The 16,091-nt window shown below is 60.5% G+C and carries 13 protein-coding genes; all 13 read right to left on the reverse strand.

The genetic code is table 11. The annotated features are described in order from the left end of the window. Window positions 1–28 precede the first annotated feature (28 nt). Window positions 29–823, reverse strand: a complete 795-nt coding sequence (gene olsA / locus O9X91_RS02190) for a lyso-ornithine lipid O-acyltransferase (RefSeq protein ID WP_077984424.1) — start codon at window positions 821–823, stop codon at window positions 29–31. Between the two features lie 30 nt (window positions 824–853). Further along, window positions 854–1,282, reverse strand: coding sequence for a Fur family transcriptional regulator (locus O9X91_RS02195; protein WP_142914212.1), 429 nt, complete (start codon window positions 1,280–1,282; stop codon window positions 854–856). A gap of 64 nt (window positions 1,283–1,346) precedes the next feature. Beyond that, a complete protein-coding gene (locus tag O9X91_RS02200) occupies window positions 1,347–1,841 on the reverse strand; it encodes a GNAT family N-acetyltransferase (RefSeq protein ID WP_077984422.1) in 495 nt (164 codons plus the stop codon). A gap of 52 nt (window positions 1,842–1,893) precedes the next feature. Beyond that, window positions 1,894–2,562, reverse strand: coding sequence for a tRNA (adenosine(37)-N6)-threonylcarbamoyltransferase complex dimerization subunit type 1 TsaB (tsaB, locus tag O9X91_RS02205; protein WP_269833574.1), 669 nt, complete (start codon window positions 2,560–2,562; stop codon window positions 1,894–1,896). A gap of 19 nt (window positions 2,563–2,581) precedes the next feature. After that, window positions 2,582–3,145 carry a NifU family protein gene (locus O9X91_RS02210; protein ID WP_077984420.1) on the reverse strand — a complete coding sequence of 188 codons (564 nt, stop codon included), beginning with the start codon at window positions 3,143–3,145 and terminating at the stop codon, window positions 2,582–2,584. A 145-nt stretch (window positions 3,146–3,290) separates the two neighbouring features. Further along, entirely contained in the window at window positions 3,291–3,782 is a 492-nt protein-coding gene (locus O9X91_RS02215) for a universal stress protein (RefSeq protein ID WP_003503758.1), read from the reverse strand. Between the two features lie 114 nt (window positions 3,783–3,896). Continuing rightward, on the reverse strand, window positions 3,897–4,961 hold the full coding sequence (trpS, locus tag O9X91_RS02220; protein ID WP_077984419.1) for a tryptophan--tRNA ligase: 1,065 nt from the start codon (window positions 4,959–4,961) through the stop codon (window positions 3,897–3,899). 103 nt (window positions 4,962–5,064) lie between these two features. Beyond that, window positions 5,065–5,469 carry a VOC family protein gene (locus O9X91_RS02225; protein ID WP_137409692.1) on the reverse strand — a complete coding sequence of 135 codons (405 nt, stop codon included), beginning with the start codon at window positions 5,467–5,469 and terminating at the stop codon, window positions 5,065–5,067. Continuing rightward, the gene (gene murJ / locus O9X91_RS02230; RefSeq protein ID WP_142914210.1) at window positions 5,469–7,058 is read right to left on the reverse strand and encodes a murein biosynthesis integral membrane protein MurJ; all 1,590 of its coding nucleotides are present in this window, start codon (window positions 7,056–7,058) and stop codon (window positions 5,469–5,471) included. Before murJ ends, O9X91_RS02225 begins: the two co-directional genes overlap by 1 nt. A gap of 4 nt (window positions 7,059–7,062) precedes the next feature. Continuing rightward, window positions 7,063–9,891 carry a [protein-PII] uridylyltransferase gene (locus O9X91_RS02235; protein ID WP_142914209.1) on the reverse strand — a complete coding sequence of 943 codons (2,829 nt, stop codon included), beginning with the start codon at window positions 9,889–9,891 and terminating at the stop codon, window positions 7,063–7,065. Between the two features lie 96 nt (window positions 9,892–9,987). Continuing rightward, window positions 9,988–12,639, reverse strand: coding sequence for a DNA mismatch repair protein MutS (gene mutS, locus O9X91_RS02240; protein ID WP_142914223.1), 2,652 nt, complete (start codon window positions 12,637–12,639; stop codon window positions 9,988–9,990). 189 nt (window positions 12,640–12,828) lie between these two features. Beyond that, on the reverse strand, window positions 12,829–13,710 hold the full coding sequence (gene olsB, locus O9X91_RS02245; protein ID WP_077984415.1) for a l-ornithine N(alpha)-acyltransferase: 882 nt from the start codon (window positions 13,708–13,710) through the stop codon (window positions 12,829–12,831). A 94-nt stretch (window positions 13,711–13,804) separates the two neighbouring features. After that, a complete protein-coding gene (locus O9X91_RS02250; RefSeq protein WP_269834278.1) occupies window positions 13,805–16,051 on the reverse strand; it encodes a hybrid sensor histidine kinase/response regulator in 2,247 nt (748 codons plus the stop codon). Window positions 16,052–16,091 lie beyond the last annotated feature (40 nt).

A 16,091-nucleotide genomic window follows, 5' to 3' on the forward strand; every position in this document is an offset into this window, starting at 1 on the left:
GAAAAATGCCGGAAAAGCTACGATCTCGCTAATTCCGCCAGCCGCCGCGCAGGCTGAAGGCCAGCATGGAGCGGATGGCGGCGGCAACATCGGTCGCCAAGCGCTTACGGTTATCCGTGCTGTGGAACGGAACGCTGTCACCGAATGTCACGTCGACATCGATGGCGCCGGCCCTGATGATGCCGAGCAGATGCGGCACGAGCGTGATGCTGCCCGGCCAGGCGGCGATGACGCGATGGTAACGCCCCATTGCCATGCCCTGCACCCTTGTATAGGCAATGGCGACCGGCTGGACATAAACCAGCTTTCCCGGCACCTGTTCAGCGGCGGTGGAGGCCGCGCCGAAGAGCGAGGATTTGACGGCGAGCATGCGGTTACCGTCCGAGGTGGTGCCTTCGGGGAACAGGACGACAATTTCGCCATCCGCCATGCGACTGGCGATCTCGCTCACCTGCGCGCCGGTGCTGCGCTTCTGCTCACGCTGAACGAAGATGCTTTTCTGCAAGCGGGCGAGCCAGCCGAACACCGGCCAGTCCCGCACCTCGGTCTTGGCAATGAACACCACATCGGCAATGCTGCCCAAAACGAGGATATCCTTCCACGAGGCATGATTGACCGCCAGCATCAGCGGTTTCGCCCGCTCCACATCGCCGTGCACATGAACGCGGATGCCGAGGACATGGCAGGCGATGCGATGCCAGAGGCGCGGAATGCGACGGCGAAGCCGCCAGTCGAAGGCAAGGCCCAGCAGTTGAAGCGGCAGCAAGACAAGCGTGACGATCAGTAGAATGACCGCAATATAGGCTGTCCGGAGCCACATCATGGGGAAAACGCCCGCTCGTTCACCGGGGTCTCAACGTTCGTCTGGCTTCAACGGCACGCCGTAAAGTTCCAGCCGGTGATCCACGAGCTTGAAGCCGTGTTCACGGGCGATCTTTTCCTGAAGGGCCTCGATCTCGGCCGAATGAAATTCGATGACCACGCCGTTCTTCAAATCGATCAGGTGATCATGATGTTCTTCGGGCACGGTCTCGTAGCGCGAGCGGCCGTCGCGAAAATCGTGACGCTCGATGATGCCGGCATCCTCGAACAGCTTCACCGTTCTGTAGACGGTGGAAATCGAGATGCGCGGGTCCACGGCGGAGGAACGGCGGTAAAGCTCTTCGACATCGGGATGGTCGGCTGACTCCTGAAGGACGCGGGCGATAACACGGCGTTGATCCGTCATCCGCATGCCGCGTTCGGCACAAAGCTCCTCCAGCGTTTTCGAAAGGTCTGTCACGTCTTCTGGCCTTTTGAGACTCGCGGTTTGCGGCTTTCGCCGAAAAAATGCCTGTCGCAGGGAACTAGCGAAGATCGCGGCGCATGACAAGCGCCGTCGACTTCGTTCCATCCTTGGCGGTGTAATAGGCCTTGCGTTCCGCGACAGTTTTGAAGCCGAGCTTCTTATAGAGCCCGACGGCGGAGGCGTTATTATTATCCACCTCGAGAAACATGGTTTCCGCGCCGCGCATCATCGCCTCGCGGATAGCCGATTGCATCAGACGCCAGCCGAGCCCCGCGCGTGCGAACTTGTCGGCCACGGCAACGGTCAGGATTTCCGCCTCGCCCGCCACTTCCCGCGCCAGCACGAAACCACCGAGCGGCTTGCTGAAAAAGGCGTTGGTCTGGCGTGCGACAGCACCGAAAACAGCCCCTTGCGTGAGCAGGCCGGAAAACTCCCCGTCGTTCCACGGGCGCGGAAAGCGCAGCGCATGCAACTCCGCCACCGCGGCGCAATCCTCATGCTGCATCGGCACAATCTCGAAATAGGGTTTCCAGGTCAGATAGTCGTCAAACATAACAGGAATCGGGCATCACGGGAATCATTCGCACAGGCTGACGAATGCCCTATCAGGCAACGCCCTGACGTGCCAGCGCAAAACCGGTCTGCGGCCGGGCGTCCGGCCCGCGCAGGTAAAGCGGCGAAGGTTTCGGCTGGCCAGCCGGCTTACGCGCAGCAGCAAACGCGACCGAAGCGACCGGGAAGTGATCCGGCCCCGAACCCGCCTCCGACCCTGCCAAAAGCGGCGCGGCTGAACCGATGACGACGCCGTCGAAACAACTAGTGGCCGTTCGGGCGTCGTCCAGAGACAGAAGCGCGGCATCGCGCAGCGGCGATCCATCCGCACCGAATGTCTGGAGATAGGCTTCGCCGCGCTTGGCATCCAGCGCAACGGCCACGGGCCGGCCGGGATTTGCAAGCAGATGATGAAGCGCCAGCGTTTCAAGCGTGGTGACGCCCACGGCCTCGACGCCGAGCGACAGGGCAAAGCCGCGCGCGGCGGCGACCCCGACGCGGATACCGGTGAAAGACCCCGGCCCGATGGTCACGGCGATGCGCCCGACATTCTGGAGCGACAGTTGCCCCTGCTCCAGAGCACCGTCGATCACCGCCATCAACCTTTCGGCATGGCCCTTGCCGATCGTTTCGCATACCTCGCCGAGCACCCTGTCGGAGACGCTGTCATAAACGCAGGCGGAACAATCCACACCTGAGGTGTCGAGTGCGAGAACAATCATGATGGCCTGGCTTGCGCTTTTATACCGCTTCGACTTCGCGCACTTCCGGCACGAAATGGCGAAGCAGATTCTGAACGCCGTGTTTCAGCGTGGCGGTGGAGGACGGGCAACCCGAGCAGGCGCCCTTCATGTTCAGGAACACCGTACCATCGCGGAAACCGCGGAAGGTGATATCGCCGCCATCCTGCGCCACGGCGGGGCGGACGCGAGTATCCAGCAACTCCTTAATGGTGGCGACGATGGTTTCGTCACCCTCTTCGAAGAACTCGCCTTCCTCATCCGAGACTTCGGCCGCAATCGCCGTACCCATGATCGGCCGGCCGGACATGAAATGTTCCATGATCGAGCCGAGGATGGCAGGTTTCAGATGCTGCCATTCCGCATCGTCCTTGGTCACGGTGATGAAATCAAAACCGAAATAGACCCCGGTCACACCCGGAATGGTGAAAAGGCGTTCCGCCAGGGGCGAGGCCTGCGCCTGCGACGCATTGAGAAATTCCGCTGTGCCGCTTTCCAGCACCACCTTGCCCGGCAGGAACTTCAGCGTGGCGGGATTGGGCGTGGCTTCCGTCTGAATGAACATCGTCGTCTCCTTCGAGGCCGCGGTTCACGCCCCGTAATTTAGAATTCTTCCAAAAAATACGCCCGGCGAAGCTACACTTCAAGCCCTGACATGATAATTACATTCAAGAAATCGTCAGCCCCTAAATCTTGCCCCAACCCCGGCGTCAGCAGAGTGCGTCGATTTCCTCGTCCGACAGCGTATCCGGCAGTACGGTGACGGGGATCGGGAAGGCTGCCCCTCGCCCGGCGATGGAGGAAACGAGCGGTCCCGGCCCTTCTTTGGTCGATCCCGCAGCCAGAACGAGAATCGCGATATCGCGGTCTTCCTCGATCAACCCGTGGATCTGCTCGGTTGCGCTGCCTTCACGGATCACCGCTTCCGGCTCGATGCCGATGGTCTCACGCACCTTCTGGGCAATCTTCGCAAGCGTGGCTTCCGCCTCCTCCCGCGCCTCGGCCCGCATGATCTGCTCGACACCCAGCCATTGCTGGAAATCGCCTTCCGGGATCATGTAGAGCAGTACCAGACCGCCATTGGAGTTCTTGGCGCGACGACCGGCATAGTGCACGGCCCTTTCGCATTCCGGTGTGTCATCGATAACAGCGAGAAACTTGCGACGATGCCCTTCCAGACGCGACAGCCGTTTTGAAACCATTCTGCACTCCCTAGGTCCGCCGTGATCCGCAAAACCGCCCGACGGTTCGGGCGGAGATTATATCAAATCACGGCAGGCGCAAACCGCCAGCCGCATTCGCGCAGCAGCGACCTGTCAGCGCAGGAAGCCGATGATGTCGCGCACTTCGTTCATCGTCTTTTCGGCAATGGTGCGCGCCCGCTCGCCGCCTTGGCTGAGGATGGCGTCGATATGGGTCGGGTCATCGAGAAGGCGGCGCATCTCGTTGTTGACGGGGGCCAGAACATGGACGGCAAGCTCGACCAGGGCCGGCTTGAAGGCCGAGAACTGCTGTCCGCCGAATTCGGAAAGAACATCCGCCTTGGTCCTGTCGGAAAGCGCGGCATAGATACCGACGAGGTTTTCGGCCTCGGGGCGACCCTTCAGGCCTTCCACTTCGCTCGGCAGCGCATCCGGATCGGTCTTTGCCTTCTTGATCTTCTTCGAGATCGCATCGACATCGTCCATCAGATTGATGCGCGACAGATCGGAGGGATCGGACTTCGACATCTTCTTGGTGCCGTCCTTCAGCGACATCACGCGCGGCGCCGGACCACCGATCAGCGGCTCCACCATAGGGAAATAGGCGTGCACCGGCTCATCGCCCACGGTGATATCCAGCCCGAGGCCCGCCTTGCGGATATGGTCGCCGAAATCGATGTTGAATTTCTGGGCTATATCGCGGGCAAGTTCAAGATGCTGCTTCTGGTCGTCGCCGACAGGAACGTGGGTGGCGCGATAAACAAGGATGTCCGCGGCCATCAGGCTCGGATAGGCGAGCAGTCCAAGCGACACCTGCTCGGTATTCTTGCCGGACTTGTCCTTGAACTGTGTCATGCGCTCCATCCAACCGATGCGCGCCACGCAGTTGAACACCCAGGCCAGTTCGGCATGCTGCGGCACCGCCGATTGGTTGAAGACGATGTGCTTCACGGGGTCGATGCCGGCGGCGATAAAGGCGGCCGCAATCGAGCGGGTCTGGGCCTTCAGGTCGGAGTGAACGAGTTGGGCGGTGATGGCATGCATATCGACGACGCAATAGATGCAGTCGTTATCTTCCTGCAGCGCCACGAATTTGCGGATGGCGCCGAGATAATTGCCGAGATGCAGATTGCCGGTCGGCTGGACGCCCGAGAAAACCAGCGGCTTGAATGCGTTCATTGTCGTCCTCGAAAAGGCTTGTGGAGGGCCCCGCCCCATGGTTGGAATTGCACGCGCGCTTATGCACCCGCAGCCCCCAGCAATCAAGCGGTTTCAGGGCATGTCAGCCGCGCGGTTCCAGAAGATCCCAGCGATTTCCATAAGGATCGGCAAAGACCGCAACGGAGCCGTAAATCTCATGGCGCGGCTCTTCCAGAAAGCGCACACCGCGCGCAATCATGGTTTCATAGTCACGTGCAAAATCGTCGGTATGCAGGAAAAATCCGACGCGCCCGCCGGTCTGGTTGCCGATAGCAAGCGTCTGCGGCTCACCATCCGCCTCGGCAAGCAGGAGGCCGCCGCCCTCGGTTCCTTGTGGCTTCACCACCAGCCATCTTTTGCCGTCGCCAAGCGGCTGATCGGAAAGGCACTCAAATCCGAGAACGTCGCAATAAAACGCCTTCGCCCGATCGTAATCGTCCACGACAAGCGTGACGAGCGCGATGCGGCGGTTCTCGGCAAAGCACATCAGCCCGCCTCCGTCTCGATGTTCTTCTTGCCGCGCTTGCGGATGGCTCGTTTGACCATACCGATATCGGCGCCGCCGGAAACGAAAGCGAGCACGAAATAAACCAGCATGGCCGCGAAGACGAGAGCCATGATGGTGCCTGCCCGCACGAAAATGGACGAAGCGGAAGACAATTCGAAAGTCAAATAGGTCAGCGCATAGTGCACGAAACCGGCCATCAAGGCCGCAGCCAGCAGCAGGCGTGGAATGCGGGTGAGCAGTGGAATATCCACCTGCCAGTGACCGCGCCACAAAAGCATGCCGAACAGCAGGGTGGCATTGACCCAGCCGGCGGTGATTTCGGCAATGGCGATGCCCGGGCCTCCAAGCCGCGGAAACAGTGTCAGCGCCAGGGAAACGTTCACGACGACGGAAATCGCCGCGAAGATCATCGGTGTGCGCGTATCCTCGCGGGCGAAGAAGCCCGGAATGAAGGCCTTGATCAGTACGAAAGCCGGCAGGCCCAGACCGTAAATGCCAAGGATTTGCGCGACGGTGACGGTGGCCGAAGGCGAGAAGTTGCCGCGCTCGTAAAGAAAACGAACGATAGGTTCCGCCATTACCAAAAGGGCGGCAGCAGCGGGCAATGTCAGGAACAGTACGAATTCGACCGAGCGGTTCTGCAGGCTTCCCGCCTCCACCATGTGCCCGCCGCGCAACGCCCGCGCCAGTTCCGGCAGAAGCACGGTGGCCACCGCGATGCCGACGACACCGAGCGGCAGCTGGTAAATCCGGTCGGCATAGGCAAGCGAGGAGATCACGCCTTCGCCGGCCGATGCGATATTGGTGTTGATCAAAAGATTGATCTGGGTGATGCCGCCGGTGATGGCTGCCGGCAGGGCCAGAACCAGAAGGCGCTGCACGTTCTTCGTCAGCCGCGGCCTGCGGAAACCGATGCGCATGCCGGCATTGCGCACGGCGATCCAGACGATGGCGAGTTGCACCAGACCCGCCGCCATCACGCCCCACGAGAGCGCATAACCCACCTGCAAAGGATCGTAATTCTTCCACCATGCCAAGGCGAGCACGCCGATGAGGATGATGTTGAGAAAGACAGGGGCGATCGCGGCCGCGAAATAACGGTGCAGCGAGTTCAACATGCCGCCCATCATCGCCGCCAAAGACATGCAGGCGAGATAAGGAAACATGATGGTGGCGAGATGAACGGTGTTTTCGAATTTCACCGGGTCTTCCAGAAAGCCCGGCGCAATAACGGTGCGCACGATGAACGGCATCGACAATTCCATCAGAATTGTCAGGGCCAGAAGCACGGTGAACAGAACGCCGAAGACCTCTTCGGAAAAACGTCTTGCGCCCTCCATGCCGTTCGCCTCGATCTCCTTGGCGAAAAGCGGCACGAAAGCCGAGTTGAACGCACCTTCGGCAAAAAGCCGCCGAAAGGTGTTGGGAAACCGGAACGCGGCGTTGAAGGCGTCGGCCACAGGCCCCGTGCCGACGGCGGCGGCCATCAGGGTTTCGCGCAGGAAGCCGAAAATGCGGCTGCCGAGCGTGGCGGTGCCAACGGTGGCGAACTTGCCGATCAGGCTCATGATATCAAGCCTTCGCCGTGCGCGCGGCCGGCAGAGCCGCCACGTCTGGATGGGCGATGATGCCGTTCGGCATGCGGTCGCGCAATTCGTCTTCCTGCTCGCTCATCACAGCCTTCAAGCGCTGCGCAATGCTGGCCTGCCGATTATCATTCGTCACCTTCTGGCCGAAGAGGTCAGTCACATAAAAGGTGTCGATGACCTTTTCGCCGAAGGTAGTGATGCGGGCAGAGTGAATATCGAGCGACAGATCGGCGATAACGGCCGTCATATCCGCCAGAAGCCCCGGTCGGTCGAGGCACTCGACCTCGATGACAGTGAATTTATTCGAAAGCCCGTTGGAAATGATGACCGACGGCGGAATGGTGAAAGCGCTCTTCTTCTTGCGGCTTTTGGTGCGCGTGGCGATCATTTCCGGGAGGCGCTGCTTGCCGGACAGGACCTCCTCGATGAGCTTACCGATATTATTGCCGCGCCGTGTCTCGTCCTCATCGATCGGAAATTCGCGATTGATGAGGATCGTATCCAGCGCCCGCCCGTCGGACGTCGTGAAGATTTGCGCATCGGCGATGTTTGCGCCCGCCGCCGCGCAGGCGCCGGTGATGATGGATAGCAGGCGCGGATGGTCCGGCGCCAGCACGGTAATCTCCGTAATGGCATGGAAGGAGTGGGTGCGCACCATGGTCGACAGCGCTTTTTCCTGCTTGTCAGCCTCGCGGATGAAGCGAGTGTGGCGCACCTGGTCTTCCAGCGCCACTGTCAGCAGATAGGGCTCATAGTGCAGCTTGGTGTATTTGCGCCGCGCCTTCTGCCCCCAATCCTCAAGGGCGTCGTATAGCGCCTGCCGGGCGATCTGCGCGCGCTCCTTGCGGGAAACTTCCGAGAACCCGCCTGACAGCAGCAGTTCGGTTTCGTAATAGAGCGAACGCAGCAGCTGCCCCTTCCAGCCGTTCCAGACGCCCGGGCCGACGGCGCGAATATCGCAGACCGTCAGAATGAGCAACATCTTCAGCCGCTCCATGGATTGCACCTTGTCGGCGAAATCGGTGATGGTCTTGCGGTCGTGCAGGTCGCGCGTCTGGGCGACCATGGACATCAAAAGATGCTGCTCGATCAGCCAGACAACCGTTTCGGTCTGTTTGCCGGTGAGGCGGAAACGCTGGCAGAGCTTGCGGGCGACGCGGGCACCGGCAATCGAATGATCCTCCTGCCGACCCTTCGCCACATCGTGCAGCAGCACGGCCACATAAAGCGCCTCGCGTTCCTCGACGCTTGGCATCAACTGGTTGGCGAGCGGATGGGCGTCAATGGCCGTTCCCTTGTCCACTTCCGACAGAACGCCGACAGAGCGGATCAGATGCTCATCCACCGTGTAATGATGATACATGTTGAACTGCATCATCGCGACGATCTTGCCGAATTCGGGGATGAACTTGCCGAGAACGCCGGCCTCGTTCATGCGGCGCAGGGTCAGCGCCGGATCGCGCCGCGAGGTGAGGATCGACAGGAAAAGCCGGTTTGCTTCCTCGTTTTCGCGAAGCTCGTCATTGATGAGCGAGAGCGAGCGGGTGACCACGCGCAGCGCATCCGGGTGCAGTTCGAGATTGTTGATATCGGCGATGTGGAAGAGCCGGATCAGATTGACCGGGTCGTTCTTGAACACATCGGGTTTGGCGAGCGCAATGCGCCCCCGGTCTTCCACAAACTCCACCGAGCCCGGAATCTTGCGGACGCGGTGGGCGAAGCGGCTTAGCACGCCGGAAAGGCCGGGCACGTCTTTCGCCTGACGGTCCTCCAGTGCAGCGCAGACGATGCGGGTCAGATCGCCGACATCCTTCGCCACGAGAAAATAATGCTTCATGAAGCGCTCGACGGCGGAGAGGCCGGGTCGCGGCTGATAGTTCAGCGCATCGGCAATTTCGCGCTGAATATCGAAAGAGAGGCGTTCCTCTGCCTTGCCGGTGATGAAATGCATCTGGCAGCGAACCGCCCAGAGAAAATCATCGGCCTTTTCGAACAGCTTCAGTTCTGATCTCGACAGGACGCCGAGCTTCACCAGATCCGCCGTATCGCGAACGTGGTAATAATATTTGGCGATCCAGAACAGCGTGTGCAGGTCGCGCAACCCGCCCTTGCCTTCCTTGACGTTCGGCTCCACCAGATAACGCGTATCGCCCGCCTTGCGGTGGCGCTGGTCGCGCTCGGCGAGCTTTGCGGCGATGAATTCCGGACCGGTGCCGGTAACGACTTCCGACTCGAAGCGTTTTTCCAGATCGTCGGTCAGGGATTTTTTGCCGCAGATCGCCCGCACTTCCAGAATGGCGGTGCGGATCGTCATATCTGATTTGGAGAGGCGGATGCATTCATCCACCGTGCGGGTGGCGTGTCCGACCTTGAAACCGAGATCCCACAGCAGATAGAGCACGAACTCCACGGCTTTGTGCATATCCGGCGTATTCTTGGCCGGCAGCAGGAACAGAAGGTCGATGTCCGATCCCGGCGCCAGCGTGCCGCGACCGTAACCGCCGACCGCAGCGACGGCAATGTGTGGCGCATCTTTCGGATAGACATATTGGCAGGTGAGATCATAAAGCGTTTCGATCAGCCGGTCCTGAAGCCAGGAGATGCGCCGGGCGCAATCAATGCCACTGCCATCGGTTTTCAGCAGTTCCCGCGCCTTTTCCCGGCCTTCCGTGCTGGCCTTGCGGAAAAGCGGCAGCAGGTCGGACCTGATATCGGCGATGCGCTTGCCGTCCTCCTTGAAGATGACGTCACAATCGCGCTTCAGCGCCGAGACATCGAGAATGTCGGAAAAATCCAGGTCCTTGATGGCCATCTATGCCGGTATCCATGTCCTGTGGGAAATCCCACCACTTGCGATGGGAGTGTCCTATAGCGAGTTTTAAAGCCGATGGACAGGCACTCTATCCCTTCAAGCCTTGCCAAGTTCTTTCTTCAACGCATAGAGCGCGTCCAATGCCTCACGCGGTGTCATTTCGTCCGGGTTGAAGCCCTTCAGAGCTTCCTCCACTTTCGAGGGGCCTGCCTTGCGGGTTTCCTCGCGGCGAACCGCAATCTGGAACAACGGCAGGTCGTCGATCAGCTGGCTCGCCGGGTTCTTGCGGTCGGCATCCTCGAGCTTCGTCAGTACCTCACGGGCACGGTCCACGACCGATGCCGGCAGGCCTGCGAGACGCGCGACCTGAATACCGTAGGAACGGTCCGCGGCACCCGGCCCGACCTCATGCAGGAAGATGACATCACCTTCCCACTCCTTCACCCGCATCGTGGCATTGGAAAGGCGGCCGAGTTTTTCCGACAGCACCGTCAGCTCGTGGAAATGGGTGGCGAAGAGGCCACGGCAACGATTGACCTCGTGCAGATGCTCAACCGCCGCCCAGGCGATGGAAAGACCGTCAAAGGTCGCCGTGCCGCGGCCGATCTCGTCCAGAATGACCAGCGAACGATCCGTCGCCTGATTGAGAATGGCGGCGGTTTCCACCATTTCCACCATGAAGGTCGAGCGGCCGCGCGCCAGATCGTCCGATGCGCCGACACGCGAGAAAAGGCGATCCACGACGCCAATATGAGCAGCTTCCGCCGGCACGAAAGACCCGATCTGCGCGAGGATGGCTATCAGGGCATTCTGGCGCAGAAAGGTCGATTTACCGCCCATGTTGGGACCGGTGAGCAGCCAGATGGCACCGTTTTTGCCGTTATTGACGGCCGACAGATCGCAATTATTGGCAATAAACGGTCCGGCGGATTGGCGCCGCAAGGCCTGCTCCACCACGGGATGGCGCCCGCCCTTGATGGAAAAGGTCATGGAGGCATCGACGATCGGGCGGCAATAGGCCTGTTCGGTGGCGAGATAGGCAAGGCTCGAGGCGACATCGATCACCGCAAGCGCCAGCGCACCGGCCTTGATCGCTTCCGCCTGTTGCACAACAGCCTTGACCATGCGCTCGAAGGCTTCCAGTTCCATGGTCAAAGCCTGCGCAGCGGCGTTGGCAATGCGGCTTTCGAGATCCGCAAGCTCGGTGGTGGTGAAACGCATGGCGCCGGCCATGGTCTGGCGGTGGATAAAGCGCGCCTTGGCCTCATCCGTCGTCGTCATCACATCGGCATTGCCCGCCGTGACCTCAATGAAATAACCCAGCACATTGTTATGCTTGATTTTGAGCGACTTGATGCCGGTCTCATCGGCGTATCTCAGCTGCAGCCCGGCGATCACACGACGTGACTGGTCTCGCAGCGCCCGTACCTCATCGAGTTCGGAATTAGCGCCTTCGCGCAGAAATCCGCCATCACGCTTCAGAAGCGGAAGTTCATCGGCCAGCATCGAGCCGAGCATGGCTTCCAGACCACCCGGCAGGGCTTTCAAATCCGCGAGCGCCGCGGCAAGCTCATCCGGCAACAATCCCTGATCGAGAATGGCCGCGATCTTTTCTGCCGAAGCAAGGCCTTGCCTGATGGCGCCGAGGTCGCGCGGGCCGCCACGCTCCAGCGCAAGACGGGAAAGCGCACGCGGCATGTCCGCCACCTGTTTCAGCGCATCGCGCAGGCCATCGCAAAGGGAGACGTCATCGATGAGATAGGCGACCGCATCGAGACGGGCATTGATCCTTTCCGGATCGGTCAAGGGAGACATCAGCCGTTCGGCCAGAAGCCGAGCACCGCCGCCCGTCACGGTGCGGTTGAGGGCATGCAGGAGCGATCCGTCCCTTTCGCCTGACAGCGTCTTCACAAGTTCCAGATTGGCGCGGGTGGCGGGATCGATGAAAAGCGTGGAGGCCGCGCTTTCGCGTTCCGGCGCGCCGAGTGGCGGGCGTTCGGCAATCTGGGTTTTTTCGACATAAGCGACGGCAGCGGCGGCGGCCGCCAGTTCCACGCGCGAAAAAGTGCCGAAACCATCAAGCGTCGAGACATTGAAATAGCGCGCAATGCGCCCTTCCGCCGTGGCGCTGTCAAAGAGGATCGCCGGCTGCGGCACCGCGACCCGGCCCAGCACATCGAAAACCGGCCGCAGCTCTTCATCATGGAACAGGCTATCGGCGACGATCAGCTCGCGCGGATCGATGCGCCAGATATCGGCCAGAAGCCGGGTCAGCGTGGTTTCCGCCAGACGGAAGACGCCGGTGGAAATGTCGATCCAGGCGAGCGCGAACTGCGCCTCCGCACTACCCCGAATACGGGCCAGCGCCATCAGATAGTTGGATTCCGTCGGCGACAGCAGCTTTTCTTCGGTCAGCGTGCCGGGCGTGACAAGTCGCACCACATCACGCTTGACCACCGATTTCGAGCCGCGCTTCTTCGCTTCCGCCGGGTCTTCCACCTGTTCGCACACGGCGACACGATAACCGCGCAGGATGAGTTTCTGGAGATAGTCATCCGCCGCATGGACGGGGACGCCGCACATCGGGATATCATGACCCATATGCTGGCCGCGTTTCGTCAGCGTGATGCCGAGAGCGCGGGAAGCCTCCACCGCATCGTCGAAGAACAATTCGTAAAAATCGCCCATGCGGTAGAACAGCAGCGAACCGGGATTGTTCGCCTTGATCTCGATATATTGCTCCATCATCGGAGTGGCCGTCGCGCGGCTCTCTTCCGAGATCAGGGAAGCGGTTGTCAGAACGTCCGTCAATGGCCTGCCGATGTCATATCGTGTTGCGGAAAAGAGCGCCGACACTAGCGGCTTTGCCCGCACCAACACAACACACACGGCACCGCTGCCCACAGGAACATCCTGAAGGTCTCGATCAAAACCCGGTCAGCCGTTGATGCGTTCGGCCTCGCCGCCATAATAGCTGATGTAACGGCCGGCGATGGACGAAACCGGCAGGACCACGAGCACATCCGTGGTGTTGAAGGCATGATCCACGACCGCGCCGGAGCCGAACATGGCGCCGAGACGCATATAGCCCTTGATCAGCGGCGGCATGGCGTTCAGCGCCTTGCGGGCGTTCAGCGCCTCTGCCGGCACGAGGTCCATCTCACGATAAAGCTCGGGAAGGGCGAAAGCTTCCCACTCGCCTTTGGCCAGACAATTATGGTGCAGGAAAGACAAAGCAAGCGCGTGGGCTTCCGGCTGCACGCCGGGAAAGGAGGCGCAACCGATCATGGCATCCATGCGGTGTTTGACGGCATAGGCCCAGTTGCCCTGCCACAGAAGTTCCACGGTGCGCTTGGTGCGATATTCCGGCAGCACGCAGGAACGGCCAAGCTCCATGAAGCGCTTGCCGGGATGGCGCGCGACGAGACCGGCAATATCGAATTCGCTGGCGGAATAAAAACCGTTATTGGCAAGCGCGATTTCCTGCCGCAGCAGGCGATAGGTGCCGACGATCTGGTCCTCACTATCGCCTTCAATCGCCTTGTCGAGCACGAGAAGATGGTCGCAGACGCTGTCCCACGCATCGATGTCGCGCTCGCGGCGCATCGCTTCCGCGGGAAGCCGCGCCTTCATTTCCTCGACGAAAACCCGATAACGCACGGATTGCGCGGCATCGATTTCGCGTTCATTTCTGGCGAGCCGCGTTTCCAGCGTGCCTATGCGGCCGAAAAGACCCTCATTGTCCTGAGTTGTCTCGGGACGGGGGCTAATGACAACATTGTTTTCACAAATGTCGTGATTGAGGATTTCGGCAACCATGGGGAATCGCTCCGCCACCAAACAATTTTCCTGTCATAAATCACTAATTGACGACAGAATAGTGACAAAACGCCGCCAGTGCGAGTCTGTCAAGTTATGACAGCGACAGCCGTTTCACCCCCACCAGGCGGCGAATTTCCTCAATCAGCCGTCGCGGATCGGCAGGCTTGGCCAAAACCGCGCCGACACCAGCCTTCAGCAGGATTTCGGCGGTCGCGTCACTCGCATCTGCGCTGAGCACGATGACGGGAATATTTCTTTCGCCCTTCAGCGTATGGAGAAGCTCGGGAAGAACATTGAGCCCCTCGCCGCCCGGCATGTTGAGATCTGAGACGATGAGATCAGGGAGGCGGGATGCCCCCGGCTCCACAGATTGCCGCAACGCTTCAAAGTCCTCGACAGCGCGGACGATGTAGCCGCCTTTTTCCAGAACGACGCGAATGATGCGCTGATTGACGGCATCATCTTCGGCAACGAGTATCTCGATACCGCTCCCCCCTTCCGTCACCCGCGAAGAAAAACCCACATCCGGGTGGTTGTCGTTTATGGCGTCGCGCCGCTCAATGCCGCGCAGACGGCCGCACAGGACGTCGATCAGGGATTTTTCCCGCAACGGCCGAATCAACCAGGCATCGAAGGCCACATGCATGGTCGACGGCCGCTCTTCGGGGCTGACCAACAGCGTGCGGCGGACATTCTGCTGCGGCCAATCTTTCAGGGCATCCCTGAACAGCGGCGAACTGCGCTGGTCGACGATGATATCGGTAAGCTCGACCGGCCGCGTGGCAGAACCCTTCCTCAGTTCTTCCAGATCCTCAGGCTGATGAATGAGCGTGCATCGACCGCCGAAAGCCTCGATCGCCTCCATCGTCACCGCCGCCGCCACGCCTTTTGGTGCGATGAGCAGGACATTTGTATGCCGCAGGCAATTACGCCGTCCTGGATCCGCCATTTCGGCAGGGGCGCCCGCCGGGCGAAACGCCAGTTTGAAAGTACTGCCCTTGCCCTTGCGGCTCGAGACCGTGAGATGGCCGCCGAATTCCCGCACGATACGGGCGGAAATCGCAAGTCCGAGGCCCGTACCGGCGCTTCGTTGCGACAAAGGGCCTGCCTGTTCGAATTCCCCGAAAATACGGGTCTGTTCCGCCCGGCTCATGCCCGGGCCGGTATCTTCGACGGTGATGTGCAACTCGTCGTCGGACATGCGCGCCCGGATGACGACGCCGCCTTCCTGCGTGAATTTGACGGCATTGCCGAGGAGATTGAAGAGGACCTGACGTAGCCTCGCCGGATCAAAATCGAGATGATCAGGCACATTCGGCGCGACGAAAGAGGTGATCTCTATGCCTTTTTCATGGGCGCGATGGGCCAGCATCTCGACGATGCTCTCGATCAGCCGGCGCAGGTTTTCCGCGCGCGGATTGAGCCTGAAGCGGCCGGCCTCCATGGTCGAATAATCCAGAAGATCCTCGACAAGCTGCACCAGCGACTGGCCGGATTGGCGCATGCCATCGAGATAATTTCGCTGCTCTTCGTTGAGCCTCGTCTTCGACAGAAGATGGTTCATGCCCAGCATACCGGAAAGCGGCAGGCGGATTTCATGGCTTACCGTTGCAAGCAGCCGCGCTTTTTCAGCATCGGCCTGTTCGGCGCGCAGCCTGGCGTCTTCCCTTTCGGCCAGCGCAAGCCGCTCCTCGGTCACATCCCGGGCAATGCTGCTGATGAGAAGACGGCTGCTTGCCAGATCGCGGGTCACGACATCATGCCAGGAAAAGATGCGCTGGCCGAACGGGGTCGCGATCTCCACATCATAAGCATGGACCTTGTCGCCCGGACGGAAAGCGATGCCGATTTCCTCGCAGCTGAGCCCTTCGGGCGCGGCGCAGCCGGTGATTTCCCGAAAGACCCCGTTCGCCTCGACAATGCGCCGGTTCATGTCGCGGACCACGACGATATCACCCATGAATTCCTGCATTTCGGCAATCAGCGAGCGGTTTTGCGCTTGTCTCAGCCGGAGATCGGAACCTTCATCCAGCGCAGCGGGATGCCGGGAAGGTTCGCCGAAGAGCGCGTAGAGCAGGACGCCGACGAGCACGGCGCCAAACAAGGTCGCCAGCGCGACGGTAACCGCGTAAGGCATGGCAAGCGCAATCAAGGCGGCGGAAAAAGCCCCGAGCGATAACGACACGGCGACATAGAATGCGATCGATCTGGCATCGGGCGCATGTTCTTCATCCGCATGGCGCGTTATTGCCTCGACACGATCCGCCGGCTGCGCCGCCGTCGCGGTCAGGCCCAGCTCATCTGAAACTTTTTGACGAAGTCTTGTCAGTTCGCTCATAGGCAACCGCTACCACGGCAGCGGTTTTGATATGTTTGGC

It is taken from the genome of Agrobacterium salinitolerans (assembly GCF_027498475.1).
In the GTDB taxonomy this organism is placed as follows: domain Bacteria; phylum Pseudomonadota; class Alphaproteobacteria; order Rhizobiales; family Rhizobiaceae; genus Agrobacterium; species Agrobacterium salinitolerans.

Excerpts from the sequence above, each read along its gene's own strand:
- murJ (WP_142914210.1), bottom strand. The coding sequence starts at position 7,058 with ATGAGCCTGATCGGCAAGTTCGCCACCGTTGGCACCGCCACGCTCGGC.
- O9X91_RS02215 (WP_003503758.1), bottom strand. The coding sequence starts at position 3,782 with ATGGTTTCAAAACGGCTGTCGCGTCTGGAAGGGCATCGTCGCAAGTTT.
- olsA (WP_077984424.1), bottom strand. The coding sequence starts at position 823 with ATGATGTGGCTCCGGACAGCCTATATTGCGGTCATTCTACTGATCGTC.
- O9X91_RS02200 (WP_077984422.1), bottom strand. The coding sequence starts at position 1,841 with ATGTTTGACGACTATCTGACCTGGAAACCCTATTTCGAGATTGTGCCG.
- O9X91_RS02225 (WP_137409692.1), bottom strand. The coding sequence starts at position 5,469 with ATGTGCTTTGCCGAGAACCGCCGCATCGCGCTCGTCACGCTTGTCGTG.
- O9X91_RS02210 (WP_077984420.1), bottom strand. The coding sequence starts at position 3,145 with ATGTTCATTCAGACGGAAGCCACGCCCAATCCCGCCACGCTGAAGTTC.
- mutS (WP_142914223.1), bottom strand. The coding sequence starts at position 12,639 with ATGATGGAGCAATATATCGAGATCAAGGCGAACAATCCCGGTTCGCTG.
- O9X91_RS02235 (WP_142914209.1), bottom strand. The coding sequence starts at position 9,891 with ATGGCCATCAAGGACCTGGATTTTTCCGACATTCTCGATGTCTCGGCG.
- trpS (WP_077984419.1), bottom strand. The coding sequence starts at position 4,961 with ATGAACGCATTCAAGCCGCTGGTTTTCTCGGGCGTCCAGCCGACCGGC.
- olsB (WP_077984415.1), bottom strand. The coding sequence starts at position 13,710 with ATGGTTGCCGAAATCCTCAATCACGACATTTGTGAAAACAATGTTGTC.
- tsaB (WP_269833574.1), bottom strand. The coding sequence starts at position 2,562 with ATGATTGTTCTCGCACTCGACACCTCAGGTGTGGATTGTTCCGCCTGC.
- O9X91_RS02250 (WP_269834278.1), bottom strand. The coding sequence starts at position 16,051 with ATGAGCGAACTGACAAGACTTCGTCAAAAAGTTTCAGATGAGCTGGGC.